Source organism: Chryseobacterium sp. ERMR1:04, assembly GCF_001297705.1.
In the GTDB taxonomy this organism is placed as follows: domain Bacteria; phylum Bacteroidota; class Bacteroidia; order Flavobacteriales; family Weeksellaceae; genus Chryseobacterium.
Map to the genome: position 1 here is coordinate 868,073 of NZ_LIRF01000008.1, position 18,596 is coordinate 886,668.

18 protein-coding genes are annotated in these 18,596 nt (G+C 34.8%); 8 read left to right on the top strand and 10 right to left on the bottom strand.

The features are described 5' to 3' along the window. The first annotated feature begins 139 nt into the window (after positions 1 to 139). From AMQ68_RS21205 to AMQ68_RS21240, 8 genes are all read left to right on the top strand, one after another. Positions 140 to 634: a hypothetical protein gene (locus AMQ68_RS21205; RefSeq protein WP_054512573.1), complete on the top strand. Its 495-nt coding sequence runs from the start codon at positions 140 to 142 to the stop codon at positions 632 to 634. 27 nt (positions 635 to 661) lie between these two features. Continuing rightward, positions 662 to 1,501 carry a YoaK family protein gene (locus AMQ68_RS21210; RefSeq protein WP_054512574.1) on the top strand — a complete coding sequence of 280 codons (840 nt, stop codon included), beginning with the start codon at positions 662 to 664 and terminating at the stop codon, positions 1,499 to 1,501. 244 nt (positions 1,502 to 1,745) lie between these two features. After that, positions 1,746 to 3,527: a DNA mismatch repair endonuclease MutL gene (gene mutL, locus AMQ68_RS21215; protein ID WP_054512575.1), complete on the top strand. Its 1,782-nt coding sequence runs from the start codon at positions 1,746 to 1,748 to the stop codon at positions 3,525 to 3,527. 5 nt (positions 3,528 to 3,532) lie between these two features. Further along, positions 3,533 to 4,264 (top strand): rhomboid family intramembrane serine protease, encoded by a 732-nt coding sequence (locus AMQ68_RS21220; RefSeq protein WP_054512576.1) that lies wholly within the window; start codon positions 3,533 to 3,535, stop codon positions 4,262 to 4,264. Positions 4,265 to 4,273: 9 nt separating this feature from the next. Further along, on the top strand, positions 4,274 to 5,263 hold the full coding sequence (locus AMQ68_RS21225; RefSeq protein WP_054512577.1) for an endonuclease/exonuclease/phosphatase family protein: 990 nt from the start codon (positions 4,274 to 4,276) through the stop codon (positions 5,261 to 5,263). A gap of 80 nt (positions 5,264 to 5,343) precedes the next feature. After that, on the top strand, positions 5,344 to 6,318 hold the full coding sequence (locus tag AMQ68_RS21230) for an endonuclease/exonuclease/phosphatase family protein (protein WP_054512578.1): 975 nt from the start codon (positions 5,344 to 5,346) through the stop codon (positions 6,316 to 6,318). A 4-nt stretch (positions 6,319 to 6,322) separates the two neighbouring features. Then, the gene (locus AMQ68_RS21235; protein ID WP_054512579.1) at positions 6,323 to 6,682 is read left to right on the top strand and encodes a hypothetical protein; all 360 of its coding nucleotides are present in this window, start codon (positions 6,323 to 6,325) and stop codon (positions 6,680 to 6,682) included. 40 nt (positions 6,683 to 6,722) lie between these two features. Then, positions 6,723 to 7,127 (top strand): hypothetical protein, encoded by a 405-nt coding sequence (locus AMQ68_RS21240; protein WP_054512580.1) that lies wholly within the window; start codon positions 6,723 to 6,725, stop codon positions 7,125 to 7,127. Between the two features lie 19 nt (positions 7,128 to 7,146). Here the strand turns inward: AMQ68_RS21240 and AMQ68_RS21245 are convergent, their stop codons facing one another. The 10 genes from AMQ68_RS21245 to AMQ68_RS21290 form a co-directional block, all read right to left on the bottom strand. After that, entirely contained in the window at positions 7,147 to 8,670 is a 1,524-nt protein-coding gene (locus tag AMQ68_RS21245) for a GH3 auxin-responsive promoter family protein (protein WP_054512581.1), read from the bottom strand. 103 nt (positions 8,671 to 8,773) lie between these two features. Beyond that, positions 8,774 to 9,184, bottom strand: a complete 411-nt coding sequence (locus AMQ68_RS21250; RefSeq protein ID WP_054512582.1) for a BrxA/BrxB family bacilliredoxin — start codon at positions 9,182 to 9,184, stop codon at positions 8,774 to 8,776. 382 nt (positions 9,185 to 9,566) lie between these two features. Beyond that, positions 9,567 to 10,013 (bottom strand): GatB/YqeY domain-containing protein, encoded by a 447-nt coding sequence (locus AMQ68_RS21255; RefSeq protein WP_054512891.1) that lies wholly within the window; start codon positions 10,011 to 10,013, stop codon positions 9,567 to 9,569. Between the two features lie 91 nt (positions 10,014 to 10,104). After that, positions 10,105 to 12,015 (bottom strand): cell division protein FtsZ, encoded by a 1,911-nt coding sequence (gene ftsZ, locus AMQ68_RS21260; protein ID WP_054512583.1) that lies wholly within the window; start codon positions 12,013 to 12,015, stop codon positions 10,105 to 10,107. Positions 12,016 to 12,029: 14 nt separating this feature from the next. Next, positions 12,030 to 13,409, bottom strand: coding sequence for a cell division protein FtsA (gene ftsA / locus AMQ68_RS21265; RefSeq protein WP_054512584.1), 1,380 nt, complete (start codon positions 13,407 to 13,409; stop codon positions 12,030 to 12,032). 23 nt (positions 13,410 to 13,432) lie between these two features. Beyond that, entirely contained in the window at positions 13,433 to 14,419 is a 987-nt protein-coding gene (locus AMQ68_RS21270; protein WP_054512585.1) for a cell division protein FtsQ/DivIB, read from the bottom strand. 23 nt (positions 14,420 to 14,442) lie between these two features. Further along, the gene (locus AMQ68_RS21275) at positions 14,443 to 14,757 is read right to left on the bottom strand and encodes a hypothetical protein (RefSeq protein WP_054512586.1); all 315 of its coding nucleotides are present in this window, start codon (positions 14,755 to 14,757) and stop codon (positions 14,443 to 14,445) included. A gap of 3 nt (positions 14,758 to 14,760) precedes the next feature. Continuing rightward, the gene (gene murC, locus AMQ68_RS21280; RefSeq protein WP_054512587.1) at positions 14,761 to 16,119 is read right to left on the bottom strand and encodes a UDP-N-acetylmuramate--L-alanine ligase; all 1,359 of its coding nucleotides are present in this window, start codon (positions 16,117 to 16,119) and stop codon (positions 14,761 to 14,763) included. 5 nt (positions 16,120 to 16,124) lie between these two features. Continuing rightward, positions 16,125 to 17,243, bottom strand: a complete 1,119-nt coding sequence (murG, locus tag AMQ68_RS21285) for an undecaprenyldiphospho-muramoylpentapeptide beta-N-acetylglucosaminyltransferase (RefSeq protein ID WP_054512588.1) — start codon at positions 17,241 to 17,243, stop codon at positions 16,125 to 16,127. 94 nt (positions 17,244 to 17,337) lie between these two features. Then, entirely contained in the window at positions 17,338 to 18,576 is a 1,239-nt protein-coding gene (locus AMQ68_RS21290; protein WP_054512589.1) for an FtsW/RodA/SpoVE family cell cycle protein, read from the bottom strand. Between the last annotated feature and the right edge of the window lie 20 nt (positions 18,577 to 18,596).

The window sequence follows — 18,596 nt, forward strand, 5'->3', positions numbered from 1 at the left end:
ATTAATTCCCGTTAACAATTTTCTAATCTCATTTTAATCTCTTTAATGACATTTTAATTCTATTCCAAAGAGCTTCTAATTTGGTCGCTATAGTTTTGTATTATCAAAAAAGATAAACACGAAACTAAATCTTAAAGATATGACTAAAACAATTTTAATTGCCACGGATTACTCTCTTGAGTCTTTAAATATATTGAAAAAAGTACTAAAAGAGAAAGATACAAGAGGGGATGAAACTCAATATAATATTTTGCTTGTATCGGGATATGAAATGGGAGATTCTATCAGAGATCTTTTATTCACAACCAAAAGCTCAATCTTCCATAAAATAAGACCTCAGGAATTTGTTGATGCGTACGGAATTATCAAAAATAAATACCCTCATTTAATTAGCAAAGTAGTCTGTGATATTTTCACGGGAAGCTTCCAAAGGACTTTTAATAATTATGTGAAAGCAGAAAATATAGAAGAAGCCTATTATTCTCCGGCTATTAAAAGCAAAGGAAACGGGAAATTCGATATTGCTTCTTATATCAAAAAATGCAAAGATCTGCAAGCTCAGGAAATAACCGTTGAGATTGCTAAAAGACTTCCAGAAAGAGGAAGGCTTGCAGAGGTCTTTGTTGAGGTTTAAAAAACACAACACTTAAAAAAACAAAAAATGTTAAGAAATTATAGTAACAGCAGGACGTTAGGAGACAACATTAGGTTGGGGACGCTGACCGCCTTCACGGCAGGGACTATAAATATAGCATCTCTATTAATATTTCTCTCTTTTACCTCAAACGTAACAGGACATTACGCCATTTTGGCGGCAGAGATAAGTAAAGGAAACTGGACGCAGGTGGCAGTGGTAGGAGGTTGGATCTTTCTGTTCTTCTTCGGAGGTTTTGTATCCAATTTTATTGTCATCAATTTCAATAAAAAGAGTAAATATTTTGCGCACTCAATGCCTATTGTATTAGAAATACTATGTTTATTGTTTGTAGGAGTGTATGGGCAGTTTTTCTATCGGAAAACATTAGAAGAAACAGAATTTTTGGTCGCCTTGATGCTTTTTGCAACCGGTTTGCAGAACGGGCTGACGGCAAGTATATCAAATTTCTCGGTAAAAACAACCCATCTTACGGGAACAACAACCGATTTGGGGATCCTTTTTTCCATGTTTACCCAGAAGAAATTTAGAAAAAACGGAGAATTGATCGCAAGGGCAAAATTACTAACGAGTATTATGTTTGCGTATGTGTTAGGAGCTGTTTTCTCAGGGTTAACATATTATTATTTGGAGTTTAGGGTGTTCTATGTCATTAGTTTATGTCTTTTGATTGTTATTGGATATGATATGTATAAAATCCATGTCCGACATTTCAAAACGCAGTATAGATATAGTAAAATCTATAAAAAACCGACCCTTGTGGCATATTTGTATGACAAGATCCACGGGATTCCGGAAATAAAGGAAAAGAGACAGGAAAAAAGAAAGCTTGTATTTGAAGATTAAATACAAGAATAAATATAAAATATCAGTATTATTTTTTTGTGTAAACTAGCTGTGAATCAACCCTCTATTTGTATAAGGCAACTAGAGGGTTGTTCTTTTGTGAAAATGTGATTGTTGGGAAACGCTGTTTAAAGAGCTTTGCGGCAAGATTGTTGATTTGTTGATAATTAAATTTTAATTCACGGGTTTAATGTTTTTATTCCCGTTTTCATTGACTATTTTTGTAAGTCGATTTAATGTTTTTATGTCAGATATAATTCAGCTTTTACCCGATCATGTAGCCAACCAAATAGCGGCAGGAGAAGTGGTGCAGAGACCTGCGTCCATAGTGAAGGAACTTTTGGAGAATGCAATAGATGCAGATGCTAGCAAAATTGAGCTGATCATCAGAGATGCCGGAAAAAATCTGATACAGGTTGTAGACGATGGAAAAGGAATGTCTGAGACGGATGCGAGAATGGCATTTGAAAGACATGCAACTTCCAAGATCAAAGGAACTGAAGATATTTTCAAGATTATTACAAAAGGTTTTCGTGGGGAAGCTTTGGCTTCCATTGCAGCAGTTTCTCAGGTTGAATTGAAAACAATGCAGAGAGGAGCGGGTATCGGAACGAATATTTACATTGAAGGCGGAGTTTTCCAATTCCAAGATCCCGCACAAACGGTGGAGGGTTCTAATTTTTTAGTTAAAAATCTTTTTTACAACGTTCCTGCACGAAGAAAATTTCTTAAAAACAATAATATAGAATTCCGTCATGTCATTGATGAATTTCAGCGCGTGGCATTGGCTCATGAAAATTTAGAGTTTTCTTTATTTCATGATGATGAACCAATTTTCAGATTAAGAAAGGGAAATCAGATGCAGCGTATTGTTGATATTTTCGGAAGAAAATTACAGCCGCAACTTATTCCTATCAGAGAAGATATTATCTGGTGTAAACTTCACGGGTTTGTTGCAAAACCTGAGGGAGCGAAAAAGACAAGAGGCGAGCAGTTTCTTTTTGTAAATGGGAGGTACTTTAAAAGCCCATATTTTAATAAAGCGGTTCAGGAAGCATTTGAAGGATTGCTTCTTCCAGGGTATGTTCCTACGTTCTTCCTTTTCTTAGATCTTGATCCTGAGAAGATAGACGTGAATATTCATCCACAGAAAACAGAAGTTAAATTTGAAGACGAGCATCTTATTTTTGCTTTGCTTCGATCAACCATAAAAAGATCTTTAGGAATTTATAATATTGCACCAAGTTTAGATTTTGAAAGAGATCCTGATTTGGATCAGATGATGAATAAGACCTATCCAAGCAAAGGAAATGGTGGCGGTACCATTAAAATGCCTGAAATTGTTGTAGATAAAGACTATAATCCATTCTTGGAAGAAAAAGTGGTTAATTTATCACAAATTCAAAATATTACAGAGATGTATCATCAGAATATCACTGCAGCACCTTCAAAAATTAATTTATTTGAAGATGAGGATTTTGATGAAGATTTAATGAGACTTCCAAATGGATATTGGCTGTTCAATAAAGGAGATCGCGCACTGATGATGGATTTAGGAAGAATCCATAGATTATTGGTTGCTGAAAATAATAAACCGGTAAAAAGAGGAGCTACAAATAGTCATTCTCTTCTTTTCTCTTTGGAATATCACATGAATGAAATTGAGAAAAGTAAGTATAACTCAATTAAAAAATATCTTCCCGAACTTGGTTTTGAGACGAAAGTAGCCCATGAAAATGTACTGAGAATTGATTCGGTTCCTGAAGGATTGAAAGAAACTCAAGTGATGAAATTCCTGGAAGATCTGTTTGAAATTTTAGAATATAAAACGGAAGAAGAATTTTTGCAATTTTATAACAACCAATGGAATAAATTGCAATCTAAATCCAGATTTGATTTTATCTATAAAAAAGATGCGGAACAATTGGTAAAAGACTTTACAGCATTAGGATTCCCTGAGTTTTTACCCGATGGAAAACGATGTTTTTATGAGATTCCGTTCAATGATTTTAAGAATAAATTTTAAAAAACATGTTTAATAATATACCACCGATTACAAGAAATATTATCATTATAAATATTATAGTGTTTATTGTTTCAAATTTTTTATTGAGAGATCAGTTAACGGCTAGCCTTGCTGCTTTTTACCCGTTTTCACCTTTTTTCCATTCTTGGCAGATTATTACACACATGTTTATGCATGGAAGTATTATGCATATTTTGTTTAATATGTTAACCTTATATAGTTTTGGACCTATATTAGAACAGAGTTTGGGTGACAAAAAATATTTGATTCTCTATTTTGTAAGTGGACTGGGTGCATTCTTCCTTTTTAATTTATGGAATTTCGTAGAAGTACAGCAAATTTCTAATGAGCTACAACAGTTAGGCTTTAATGTAAATGCTTATTTGTCGGGAGCTCAAGGCGTTTATAATGGAACAGCAGAATCTGTCCTTAAACAACAAGGATTAGTACAAGACCTGAATGGTATTGTTGCTACTCCTATGGTTGGAGCTTCGGGAGCTATTTTTGGGGTTATCGCAGCTTTTGCGACGTTATATCCGGATTCAAAAATCATGATCATGTTTATTCCGGTTCCTGTTAAAGTAAAATATATATTACCAATAATTATCGTTGTTTCTGTCTTTTTAGGAGTTTCTGGAAACGGAGGAGGAATTGCTCACTTGGCTCACGTTGGAGGAGCTTTGGTAGGATTTTTGTTAGCTTGGATCTGGAAAAAACATTTATACAGATTTAACTAAACTTCTTTTGTGAAAATCCTTCGCCTCATATTTTTAATACTGCATGTCGGGATATTCCTTCTTTTATTGGGAATGTTGCTTAATGCCTATGTTCCACCTAAGGTATTTCCTTGGTTTAATTTATTGTCATTAGGATTTCCTGTTTTAATGATTGGATATGTTGGATTGATCTTTTTCTGGATCTTCAGTTGGAAAAAGAGAGCTTTTGTATTTATGTTATTAGGCTTGATTTTTACCAATCCTGTAAAAAGATGGGTTAATTTTTCTACGGATAAAAAAGAAATCGCCAATCTCAAGATTATTACTTTCAATACTAAGGGAGGCGTTTTAGGTATTAAAAATATAGAGAATTATATTGATGAACAAAATGCTGATGTGGTTCTTTTGCAGGAGGATGGTGAACAAAAGTATAAATTTAAAGGGCTTAGTGAGGGTAAAATAAATTATGCTGTTTCTACTTATTCTAGACACAAGATTATTTCACAGAAAATATTAATTAAGGGAAATTATGACTTTTTTAATGCCTATGCAGATCAGACTGACATTGAGATCAGAGGAAAGGTATATCGTTTTGTGAACATTTATCTTCAACCGTTCAAGTTTGAAAAGTCAATGGTGAAGCTCAATGGAAACAGTGATGAAGATGAAGAAAAACTAAAGAATGTTGTTAAAAGATTGCTGCCAACTTTTAAAATGCATCAGGAACAAGTTCAGATTATCAGGAAAAGTGTTGATGAGTCTCCATATCCTGTAGTTTTAAATGGTGATTTTAATTCTGTTCCCAATTCTTATGAATATTACCATCTCTCAGAAGGGCTACAAGATGCTTTTCTAGAAGTAGGTAAAGGGAGTGGTACAAGCTTTCATGATTATAAATTTCCATTGAGAATCGACTATATTTTTACTTCAAAATCAATACAACCAATTACGTACAATGTTGACCGCTCCGTCAATATTTCGGATCATTATCCGGTAATAGGTACTTTCAAACTACAATAGCTGTTTCATAAAGTTCGTTAAATAATCTGGCATTGGTAGGGTTTTTGCTTAAATAGGATGTACCCTAAGATCTTTATTCCATGAAGTTGAGCCAGATAGTATTATTTTTCCATATTACAATTATTGTTTTACTCCTCTGTACATTAGGAAATGCATGGATTCCGCCTAATATTTTTGGCAATCTTAACCTTCTTTCTCTTGGGTTCCCTTATCTTATCATTGTACACATTCTCTTGACCTTGGTTTGGGTTATCAGAAGAAAAAAAATAGCAATTGCCTTCATACTAAGCACTTTTATTTTTTATAATCCGATCAGAAGATGGGTTAATTTTACTCCTAAAAATGAAAATTCGAAATCAATAAGAGATATTAAAGTGTTGACTTTCAATGTTAAATATGGAGATTTTGGTTGGGATAAAGTAAAAAAATATATTAATGATCAGGATGCAGATATTATTTTAGTACAGGAAAGAGATACCAAAACAGCTTTAAGAGATGATCTTATTAAATATCCTTCGGTTATTTTAAAAACTAAGCATAAAATTGTAAGACAGGAAAATCTTGTTGAAGAAAAAGACCGTGGAAATTCTTTCTATGCAGATATAGATATTAATGGAAAGATTATACGGGTTGTTAATGTTTATCTAGAACCTTTCAGACTGCATAAATCGATGCTTAAATTTGACGGATTTGGCAAAGAGGGCGGAAAGATAAATACCCTTCTTTCTCACATGATTCCTACCTTTAAAGCACATGAAGATCAGATTAGAAGAATTAGAAAAGTGGTAGATTTATCACCTTATCCTGTGATTTTAGCAGGAGATTTTAACTCTGTTCCTAATTCTTATGAATATTATAATTTGGGGAAAGATCTACAAGATGCTTTTTTGAAGGTGGGAAATGGAAGTTCTTCCAGTTTTTATGATTATAAAGTTCCTTTAAGAATTGATTATATTTTTAGTTCAAAATCAATTATTCCTTTAAGCTATAAAGTGGATAATTCTGTGAAATTATCGGATCACTATCCTGTAATTGCAGAATTTCTGCTAAATTAGTTCCATGAAAAATTTAGTTTTTATAATTCTTACTTTCCTTGTTTTATGTACGGCCTGTTCCAAAAAAGAACCTGTTAATCTTAATGTTGATCAGGAAGTTAAAGTACACTATGACACGGTTGCAGTAGATTCTTTTTCTGCGGGAGCCACTTCAATTGATGTTGTACGTAAAATAAAAATGTCTTCTCAGCGTTATCAGGATTCTATAAAAGAGGTCGTTAAAGTTCAGAAGGAAGAAAAACGAATAAAAGACGAGGTAGATAAAGAAAACAAAAAGAAAAAGGACGAAGAAAAGAAAAAAGCCGACGAAGAGAAAAAGAAGAAAGGGGCAGAAACTTCGTCAAATGACACTAAAACTGAATAAAAATATTTAATTTTAAAAACTCATTAAAAAAATATACAATATGAAAAAACAAATTTTAGCAGCATTAATGATCTCAACTCTTGTTGTATCATGCACAAAATCAACAACAAAATCTGAAACTACTGAGAACCCTGATGGTTCTGTCACTACAGAAACTACAACGGTAAGCGAAAGCGGAGTTGATACTTCAAAAATCAGTAAAGCAAAAGAAGACGTTAAAACTAAAGTTGATGAAGCAGGAAATAAGATTGATGATGCCGCTCAGAAAGCGAAAGATAAAATAGACGCTACTGCAGATAAGACCAAAGCAGATCTTCATAAGGCAGGGCAGGATATCAAAACTGAGGCAAATAAAGTAGGAAAAGATGCTAAAGAAGCCGCTGCAAAAGGAGCTTCGAAAGTGGAAGACGCTGCTAAGAAATTAAAAGATGATTTAAACAAATAAAAAAATTAAACCGCAGAACTTACTGCGGTTTATTATTTAATGCCAATAAAGGTTCTATATATTCTCTGTCATTGCTTAATCTTGGGACTTTATTTTGTCCGCCCAATTTTCCTTTGGATTCCAACCAACAATAAAACAGGTTTGGTTTTGCAATATGCACGATAGGTCGTTTTAGGGTTAAGTTATTATACCTCTTCGCTTCATAATCTGAATTGATTGTTTTCAAGTGCTGATCAAAACAGTCGATAAAATGGTCTAAATCGCTCGGTTTTTCACTGAATTCGAAGATCCACTCATGAGCACCACCTTCATTTTCTTTCATGAAAATAGGGGCTCCTGTGAAGTCGGTTATACTGGCACCTGTAGTTTGGCAAGCTTTAGAAATAGCCGATTCTACATTGGTGATCATCAATTCTTCTCCAAAAGCATTAATATAATGTTTTGTTCTTCCTGTAATTTTTATTCTGAAAGGATTGGTACACGTAAATACCACTGTATCACCAATCAAATATCTCCATAATCCACCGTTGGTGGTGATGACCATTGCATAGTTTTTGCCCACTTCAACATCTTCTAGGCTTACCACTTTTGGATTTGAAAAATGGAACTCATCCATCGGAATGAACTCGTAAAAAATGCCGTAATCCAGCATTAAAAGCATTTCGTCACTATCCGGTCGGTCCTGAATTCCGAAGAATCCTTCCGAAGCGTTATAGATTTCGTAGTAATTTATTTTTTTTCCAATGATTTGCTGGAACTGCTCTTTGTAAGGTTTAAAGCTGATTCCGCCGTGGAAGAATACTTCAAGATTCGGCCATAACTCTGAAATGTTTTTAACATCAGTCTCCTTTAAAACTCTCTGTAAAAGAACCATCATCCAGCTGGGTACTCCTAAAATACTTCCTACATCTTCATTTTTAACTTCAGAGGTAATGGCCTTCAGTTTGCTTTCCCATTCGCCCATTAATGAAACCTTTTTGCTTGGAGTGGTGGTAATTTCTACCCAAAACGGAAGATTATCAATTAAAATAGCAGATAAATCGCCAAATTTTGTGTTAAAATCGGCATAAAGCTCCGAGCTTCCTCCTAAACGTAAATTCTTATTGGTAAAAAGTTGATTTTCAGGATGGTTGTTGGCATAGATTGCCACCATGTCTTTTCCTGCTTTCATGTGGCAGTATTCTAAACTTTCGGCAGAAATAGGAATGTATTTACTTTTCGCATTGGTAGTGCCCGAAGATTTAGCAAAATGCTTTATATAACCCGGCCAACTTACGTCTTTATGACCTTGCCTTGCTCTTTCGATATAGGGCTCAAAATCTTCATACGTAACAATGGGAACCTTATTTTTAAAGTCCTGATAACTTGAAATAGAGTTGAAACCATATTTTTTTCCGTACTCAGTATCTTCAGAATGAAACAATTGGGAGAATAAAATCCCTTTTTGTGTTTCAATAGGATGATCCATAAAATTCTCTATCTGATCTATCCTTTGGCGGATGAACCAGTTGACCACAGTATTAAAGAGTGCTTTCGTTGCCATTTCCAAATATAATGATATTTGACTTTTCTAAGAATATTTTATTGCGATAAATAAAAAAACCGCTACAAAATTTGTAACGGTTAGTATTTAGATTTATTGTTTCTTAGCAATACTCATCATAAGCAGCCTGAAGATTCGCTGCAATAGCTCCTGCAGGATTCCCTTCAATATGATGTCTTTCTAGCATATGAACCAATTCTCCGTCCTTAAACAAAGCTACACATGGTGAGCTTGGAGGGAATGGTGCTAAGTGCTTTCTAGCCTCTGCTACAGCTTCTGTATCAAAGCCAGCGAAAACTGTTGTTAAATGATCAGGTTTTTTATCTCCTGTTAAAGAATATACAACTCCCGGTCTTGCTGCACCTGCTGCACATCCGCAAACAGAATTGATCACCAATAGAGTAGTTCCTGATTGTTTTAATGCTTCTTCAACCTGTGTTGGTGTTGCTAAGTCTTGGAAACCTTTATCTGTAAGTTCTGCCTTCATAGGCATTACTAAATCTGTTGGATACATATTTTTGTTTTTTAATCTATGCAAAGTTAAACAATTCTTTACTTTTCTTCAATATATAAAAACTATCAAAGTATTCGTAAAACAAAATTAATAATTCAGTAATGATTTAATAATACTCAGTAAATAATGAAATAAGATTAGGAATAATTAAATATAATTGTTAAATTTGGAATGATTCTGAAAACAATAACCATGAAAAAAACATTTACATTTTCCCTCACTTTAACGAAATATTCAATTCTCTTTTAGAATCGTAAAAAACATTGAATATCTCAAGATAAAAAATGAAGCCCGAAACTGGAAAGGTTTCGGGCTTCTTAATCAAATCGATATGCAAATATTAAATATCCTTATTTATTGCTTGGAAATCACGCCAAGACTTTTATGAAAGGAGTTTTTTGGCCATCTCGGAAATACTCTTTCCGTCTGACCTTCCAGCAAATGCTTTTGAGGCAACTCCCATTACCTTTCCTAAATCTTTTATAGACTCAGCTCCTGCTTCTGAAATGATCGTTTTCATTTCAGCTTCTAGTTCTTCTGGTGAAAGCTGTTGTGGCAAAAATTTCTCAATAACTTTCATCTGAGCTTCTTCTACTTCTGCAAGATCATTTCTGCCTTGTGCAGTAAATTGTTCGTAAGAATCCTTACGCTGCTTGATCATTCTTTGTAAAATAGCAATTTCCTGCTCTTCTGAAACTTCTGCACCTCTAGCTTCTGTTTTTAGAAGTAGGATCTGAGATTTTACAGCACGAAGAGAATCCAGAGCTACTCTGTCTTTTGCTCTCATTGCTGTTTTTATAGCTTCGCTAATTATAATTTCTAAACTCATGGTTTTTCTTGCTTTTGGCTTTTGGCAGTTGGCTATTAGCTTTAATGTGGCCATAAAAGCCATTTGCTAGCAGCCAATTGCCAATTGCAATTTAATCTACATCTTTATTTAAAAATCTGTTTTCTCTGATTTGCATAGAACCATTGTTGTCAGATAAATAGGTGTTTATATTTTGATCTGAAGCATTAGTTCCGTCAATAGAAATATTTTTTCTTTTGAAAGCAGGAACAGATTCGAACTCACTTGCGCTATCAAAGCTTTGGTAGCGAGAGTTGAATTCTTTTAATTTATTTCTTCTTTCTATTACTCTTTCCTGTTCTGCTGTTTTATTCACAAAAGTGAACTCACTGTCGGAAGAAGTTTCAATTTCAGTTTTGCTTTCATAAGCAGGTCTCTCTTCCGTTCTTATCTCCTCTTTGGGTTGATAAAAACTTTCAATTTTTGGAGCTACTTCTTCAGTTACCTGACTGTATGTATTCGTTGGAGTGCTAAACTCTGCTTTTGGCTGTCCAAAATCAGTTCTAGGCTCGCTGATGGGTTCGTTTACAAAGAAGCTGAACTCAACTGGCTTTTCCTGAGAATAAGAGGGAGTAGAAATACTTGTTTTGGGTTCTTCTCTTCTGTCTTCTGTTTCAAATGAGAAAGATTGAATTTCTAAGTCATTAGGATCCGTTTCTTCATCAATAGCGAATAAGCTGTATGCATCTTGCTCTTCTTCATCACCTCTCCATCCTTGAGTAGCGTTTGCTAATGTATCTTCCTCTCTATCAGAGAATTTTACTTCTGTTTTAATGCTATCATCTTCGATAATCATTTTTTTTTCAGTAATCATAGACTTAAACTGTGGACTGTCATGGTCTTCGTCGTCTAATCTGAAATGATTTTTTCCTCCAAAATCGTATCCGTGCTCAGGAGCAACCCCTCTTTCTTCTCTTGTTTTAAACGGAGAAGTTTTATGTGAATCTAATTTGTCATTAAGACCAATTCTGATTTTTTCTGTTGGGCCTGCGAATTTTTTATCGTCATTAGAAAAACCTGTTGCGATCACAAGAACGCTTATTGCATCTCCTAATTCTTCATCAGCACCCACCCCGAAAATAATATCAGCTGTATTTCCAGCTTCTTTCTGAATGTAATCCATGATGATACCGATCTCATCCATCGTAACTTCTTCTACACCACTTCTGATCAACAATAATACATTTTTAGCACCTGTAATCTTATTGTCATTCAATAGAGGGGAATCCAGCGCTTTTCTTACCGCTTCATCCGCTTTGTTTTCTCCTGAAGCTGTACCTGTAGACATCAAAGCTGTCCCTGAATTTTGAAGGACAGATTTAGCATCTCTAAAGTCAATGTTTACATCAAAGTAACCTGTAATAACCTCTGCCATTCCTTTTGCAGCGTTGGTTAATACTTCATCGGCTTTTGAGAACCCTTGCTTGAATCCAAGGTTACCAAACTGCTGTCTTAGTTTATCGTTATTGATTACAATAAGTGAATCAACATTATTTCTTAATTTTTCAAGACCAATTTCAGCTTGTTCCAGTCTTCTTTTCCCTTCAAAACTGAAAGGAACGGTAACAATACCTACCGTTAAGATTCCCATATCTTTAGCTACTTTAGCGATTACAGGAGCAGCACCGGTTCCGGTTCCACCGCCCATTCCGGCAGTGATAAACACCATTTTGGTATTATGTCCCATCGCAGCCTTGATCTCTTCAATACTTTCAATTGCTGATTTTTCTCCTACTTCAGGATCGGCACCTGCGCCCAGTCCTTCTGTAATCGTAGTTCCTAACTGTACTTTGTTTGAAACCGGGTTATTATCTAACGTTTGAGCATCTGTATTACAAACCACGAAATCTACTCCGTGAATTCCTTTCTCGTACATGTATTTTAGGGCGTTGTTTCCACCGCCACCAACACCAATTACCTTTATGATCGCTGAGTTACCTTTTGGTAAATCAAATGAAAATCCTTGTGTACCTATATTTTCCATAATATCTGTATTTACTATTCTACTTCTTCAAAGAATTTTTTTACTTTTTCCATAAGCGACTGTCCGAAAGTCAGTCTTGCCGCTCTTTTATTTTCCTGTGGGGTTTTAACTTCTTGTTCCTGAACAGGTGCTGTGTGCTGAGCCATTGTATTGGTTTCCACCACTTCCTCTGCAATTTCCTGCTTAGGAGCTTCCTGAACGATCTCTTCTTCTATTATAACCGGTTTTTTGTCTCTGATTTTTAAACTCTCCATTAATAATCCAATAGAGGTTGCAAATTCAGGACCTTTTAAATATTGATTTTTATCATTAGCAATATACTCATTTGCAAAACCAATTCTACTATCAAAACCGGTAGTATAATTAGCAAGCTGACGAAGATGTTTCAAATTAGATCCACCGCCTGTAAGAACAATTCCTGCAATCAGTTTTTTCTTTTGTTCAAAAGCACCATACGCCTTTAATTCTGTATTTACCATCTCAAGAATTTCTTCTACTCTTGCATTGATAATCTGTGCTAAAGTTTTAAGAGAAATCTCTTTATCTGGTCTTCCATGAAGTCCCGGAATAGTAACAAATGTGCTGTCTTTTTCCAACTCAGGAACTGCAGAACCGAATTTTACTTTCAGTTGCTCTGCATGTTTTTCTATAATGGAACAGCCTTCTTTAATATCTTCTGTAATAATCCCTCCACCGTAAGGAATTACGCAGGTATGACGGATAATATTATCTTTAAATATAGCTATATCTGTAGTACCACCACCAATATCTACGATGGCAACTCCTGCTTCTTTTTCTTCTTTTGTAAGAACCGCTTCTGAAGATGCTAAAGGCTCTAAGGTAAGAGCTTCCATTTCCAAACCGGCTTCTCTTACGCATCTTGCAATGTTTCGGATGCTGCCCATTTGTCCCACAACTACGTGGAAATTAGCTTCTAAACGTTTCCCGTGCATACCGACAGGCTCCTGAATTTCACCTTCGGAATCCACTTTATATTCTTGGGGAAGAACATGGATAATTTCTTCTCCTGGAAGCATAACCAGTTTCTTGACCTGATCTTTCAGTGCTTCTATATCATCATCTGTAATAAATTTGTCGGGGTGCTCACGCATAATATAATCGGAGTGCTGGAGAGAGCGTATGTGCTTTCCTGCAATACCTACCGTGACTTTACGGATAGGAACTCCTGCGCTTGATTGTGCTTCTGACACAGCAGCCTTGATAGAGTTAATGGTTTGCGAAATATTATTCACAATGCCCTTATGAACTCCAAGACTTTTGGCCTTCCCAACACCGAGAATTTCGATTTTCCCGTGTGCATTCCTCCTTCCGACAATCGCGACTATCTTTGTTGTCCCGATGTCCAGACCTACTGAATACTCTTGATTTTCCATTGTTTATATCGATTTGATTTTTTTTATTCTACTTTAACTTTTGCTTTTGCCTTGGCAGGAGTTATTTTCTTTTCTGTTTTTTTAGTTTCTTTTGCTTTTGGCTTGGCTTTAGCCTTTGGTTTTGTACTTTCCTTCGGTTTTTTAGAAGTATAGTTTGGTTTATTAGTTTCTTTTTTTACGTCTCCTATTTTGAGCTTGGCCTCTGTTTTTCTAGCAGGAGCCGGCGTTGATATTTTTGCCAGTTCTAAATTTCCTACTTTTAAAATACTGTCGTTTTCTTTAAAATAAGGATTTAGCGTGGTTACAATCTGATTCTGATATTTAATAGAGATCATATTGTATTTTAAAGGATCCTGATACACGAGGTATTTTTCTACAAAAGCTTTAAATCCTTTTACTTTTAATTCTATATTATCCAGATCACCCAATTCAACTTTATAATTTCCTTCGCTTGTGAGAAGATTATAATCTCCGTTGTTGTCTTTTGATATTCCTATGAAATATTTTTTACTGAAATCATCTTTGTCGATTTTCTCAACCAGTTCCGCTAATTTTCCATATTCATCGGGTTTTACATTTCCTGTAACCAACATACAAGGGTGTGAGTACGTTTTGGAGATCGGAAATTCAACTCCTTTATCATCTACATAAAAATCTCTTCCATCTTTATTTAATCTGAAAATAGGGACCCTTTGTTTAATATCCAGATTAAGTTTTCCATTAAGGTTTAAGTAGACATTGGCACTGTCAATAGCTGGAAGTGCATTGATCTTTTTTTCCAAGGCCGGAATATTAAGGTCTCCTACTTTTCCTGATGGATTTTCTTTATTTACGATGGCTCTGATATCTTTTTCATCAACGAAATAGACCGGAGTTTTTTCATTCATTTTCACAGAAATATTATTATCCGTGATCTTCTGACCCCCAAATTTCTTCAACGAGAAACTTAGCAGGAACCCAAGAAGGATCACTGTGATAGCAATTTTTAATATTCTGTATTTATTTTTCATTTTCTTTTTTTGTCTACTTTAAATTAAATTTTTTCTTTTAGAATAGATTTTACACTTGCAAAATCTTCGGTCAGAAAAACTTCATAAAGAGATATTATTTCTTTTATATTTTTAAATTTTCTTTTATAATTTAACCCATTGTTGTCTTCAAAAATACCTGTAACATCAAGGTTTTTACTCATTTCTAAAACATTTTCATCATGAATAATAATACTTACCCAAAATACACCGTGCTCGTCATCCATTTTTAAGGCTTCATTAATAGCTTCTTTAATATCATTAATGTTGACATTATCAATACTATCTCCCCATGCTTTTTGTAAGTAGTTTTCTGACATTATTTAATTACTGTTCATCCATTCACAAATAGGATCATACAGGGTATCAATATTTCCTGCGCCAACTGTGAGAAGGATGTCAAAATCTTTTTCTTTTATCTTTTCAAAAGCATCTGATAAATTTGATACTTCTTTTTTATCTAAATTAACTTTTTTCAATAACCAATCTGAAGTTATTTCTTTAAAATTTTCCTGAAGTTCTCTTGCTGGGTAAATATCTAACAAAATCAATTCTTCAGTATCACTTAAACTTTCTGCAAAACCGTCTGCAAAATCTCGGGTTCTGCTAAACAAATGGGGTTGAAAAACCACCAATAATTTTTTCTCAGGGTAAAAAGTTCTGATCGATCCCACTACAGCATTAATTTCTGTTGGGTGGTGTGCATAATCGTCAATGTAAATTTTACCGGTATTATAAATATGTTTAGTATATCTTCTTTTAATCCCTTTAAAATTGGCAATTGCTTTCTTTAATGTTTCGAAATCAACGCCTAAATTATTTAAAATAGCTAATGCAACGGTTGCGTTTTCTACATTATGAATTCCCGGAATTTCCCAAACAAAATCTTTTATTGTTTCGGTTGGCGTATGAAAATCAAAATAGATCTTATCATGATCCATTCGAAGATTATCTGAATAATAATCTGCTTTTTCATTGACTGCATACGTAATATGAGGTCTTCCGATCTCAATTCCTTTTCTTACAAAAAGCTGTTTGTCTTTTGGAACTAATGCAGCAAATTGTTTAAAGCCTTCTTCAATTGTATTTTTATCGCCATAAATATCCAAATGATCTGCATCTGTGGAAGTGATCACTGCCCAATCCGGAGAAAGGTTAAGGAAGCTTCTGTCATATTCATCGGCTTCTACTACAGAATATGTTGTTCCGTTATATAAAAAGTTGGATTTAAAATTCTCGGAAATTCCGCCCAAAAAGCAAGAAAAAGGTAAATCGGCTTCTTTACACAAGTGAGCGACTAAGGTAGAAGTTGTTGTTTTTCCGTGCGTTCCGGCAACAGCAATACAATTTGTATTTTCAGTAATTAGCCCTAAAACTTTTGCACGTTTTAAAACTTCAAAACTATTTTGATTAAAATAATCTAAGATCCCCAACGTTTTGATTGCCGGAGTATAAATTACCAATGTATTTTCTTTTTCAAGAGAAGTTAGTCTTTCGTCAATAAGATCTTCAAAAACAATATCAATTCCCTCATTCATCAAATTCTGAGTGAGTTTGGTGTTGGTTTTATCATAGCCCAAAACTTTTTTACCTGAAGCATTGAAATAGCGTGCCAAAGCACTCATCCCGATACCTCCGATTCCAACGAAGTAAAAATTTTGATATGTTTCTAAGTTTTTCATTCTCCTTACATTAATTTAAATATCTCATCTACAATCTCTTTTGCTGCGTTTGGCTTGGCAAAATATTTCAGATTTTCAGACATTTCTTTTCTTAAGCTTTCATTTTCGCAGATTTCTGATAATGTATTCCAGAATTTCTCCTGCATTTCAGAGTCTTTTACCATTTTGGCTGCATTTTTTTCAACCAAATTCAGCGCATTTTTTGTTTGATGATCCTCTGCCGCAAAAGGGAAAGGAACCAATAAAACAGGCTTTTGTGCTACCGCCAACTCTGAAATGGCAATGGCTCCTGCTCTTGAAACAATGATATCGGCTGCTGAGTAAGCGGTTTCCATATCTTTAATGAATTCCTTCAGTTGGATGGAAGCTGGAAGCTGGAGAGTGGAAGATAATTCATTATAATCCAGTTTTCCGGTTTGCCAGATCAGTTGATATCCTTTTCCTTTAAGGCTTTCAAGATTTTCTTTCCAACCATTATTTAATGTTCTTGAACCTAAAGAACCTCCAACAGAAAGTATCGTCAGTTTGTCTTTATCCAATCCCATTTTTTCTTTTGCCTGAGATGTTTCCTGCATTCCTGAAATAATGGTTGAACGAATAGGATTTCCTAAGAATTTTATTTTTTCTGCAGGAAAACCTTCCACTGCTGGATAGGCTGTAAAAACAGCTCTTGCTTTTTTACTTAAAATCTTATTTGTTACTCCTGCATGTGCATTCTGCTCCTGAATAAAAATAGGAATTCCCATTTTACTTGCTTCATACAAAGCGGGTCCACTTGCAAAACCACCTGTTCCAACCGCAAAGTCCGGAGCAAAGTTTTTAATTATTCTTTTGGATTTAGATAAGCTTTTCAAAATTTTGAAAGGCAAACCTAAATTGGATAGCATATTTCCTCTGTCGATTCCTGCGATATCAATCCCTTCGATTTTATAGCCAGCTAGTGGAACTTTTTCCATTTCCATCTTACCGTTGGCACCAATGAACAAAAATTCTGCATCAGGAAATCTTTTCTTGATCTCATCTGCAATAGCAATGGCCGGGAAGATGTGTCCTCCTGTTCCGCCGCCTGATAATAATACGCGAATGGCTTTTGGCTTTTGGCTATTTGCTGATTGATTGTCCATTTTTTTTATTTAATCAAATTAATCTGATTCATTTTGATAGGGTTTGCATCCTATTCTGTTTTAAGTTATCCTTTTGGGACTCTTTTTTTTCCTTCTAAGCGATATCGTTTATTTCTGCTATACTTTGTTTTTTGCCCATTCCTTCTTCATCGTATATCTGTATTCTTGAGCTTATATTTAAAATAATTCCTAATTGTAAATACGTCACCAACATGGATGTTCCTCCATAACTTATCAGCGGCAATGGCTGTCCCGTTACCGGAATTAAGTTGATGGCTACGGCAATATTTACCGAAAGCTGTATAAAGATCATAACCCCGAGACTGAGAACGAGTAAAGACCCGAAAAAGGCGGGCATTTTACTGGCGATCATTACAATCCTGATCATCATAATCAAATACATACAAATAAGAAATGCAGCGCCTATAACGCCATATTCTTCAACAATTACTGCAAAAATAAAATCGGATGCAGACTGTGGAAGCATTTGTTTTAATGCACTTTTTCCTGGTCCCATCCCGGTAATTCCACCATTAACGATCGCCGCTTTGGCCTGCATTACCTGATAATTTTTTGCCTTTAAGCTTTCATCATCTACATCAGCAGATTTTGCTTTGCTTGAGGTAAATGTTTCTATACGGCTCATCCATGTATGTACACGGTTTCCGCCAATCATGTTGGTATTTAAAGCAATGATTAAAAAGAAAACAATGGCAACGAATGATGAAGAGATAAATCCGGCAATATATTTCCAATGCAATTGTCCTATAATCAAAACAATTACGGAAACTAATAATATCATTAACGCCGTAGAACCATTATCTTTTGCAACCAATACGAAAACCAGTAGAATAGGACCGAAGATGTACATGATGTTCTCTATCGGCAGCCTTTCCCGAGTTATTTTCTTGGTTAGATATCTGCATAAATAGATAATCAACATTAAAAAAGCAAAGGACGAAGGCTGAAATGAAATGGGTGTTCCCGGAATTTTCAACCATCTGGAAGCACTGGCTCCATCAATGGTTTGTCCTGTAAACATGGTGATAACCAATAGAATAATCATTAAGCCAAGCAATATACTGCTGAGCTTTCCTATGTATTCGTATTTTATTGTTCCTACCACCCTCATAATGGCCAACCCCAGAAGTACAAAGAACATGTGTTTCATAATGTGACCAGTTGTTGTCCCATTATTAACAATATATTCAAGATTTGAACTCGCAGAATATACAGGGAAAATAGAGAAAATGGAGATCACAAGAATGACCATCCAAAGTACTTTATCGCCCTTTAGGAATTCAAATCTGTTATCTGTATTCTGTTCGTCCATATTGTTTTGTATTCATGTAA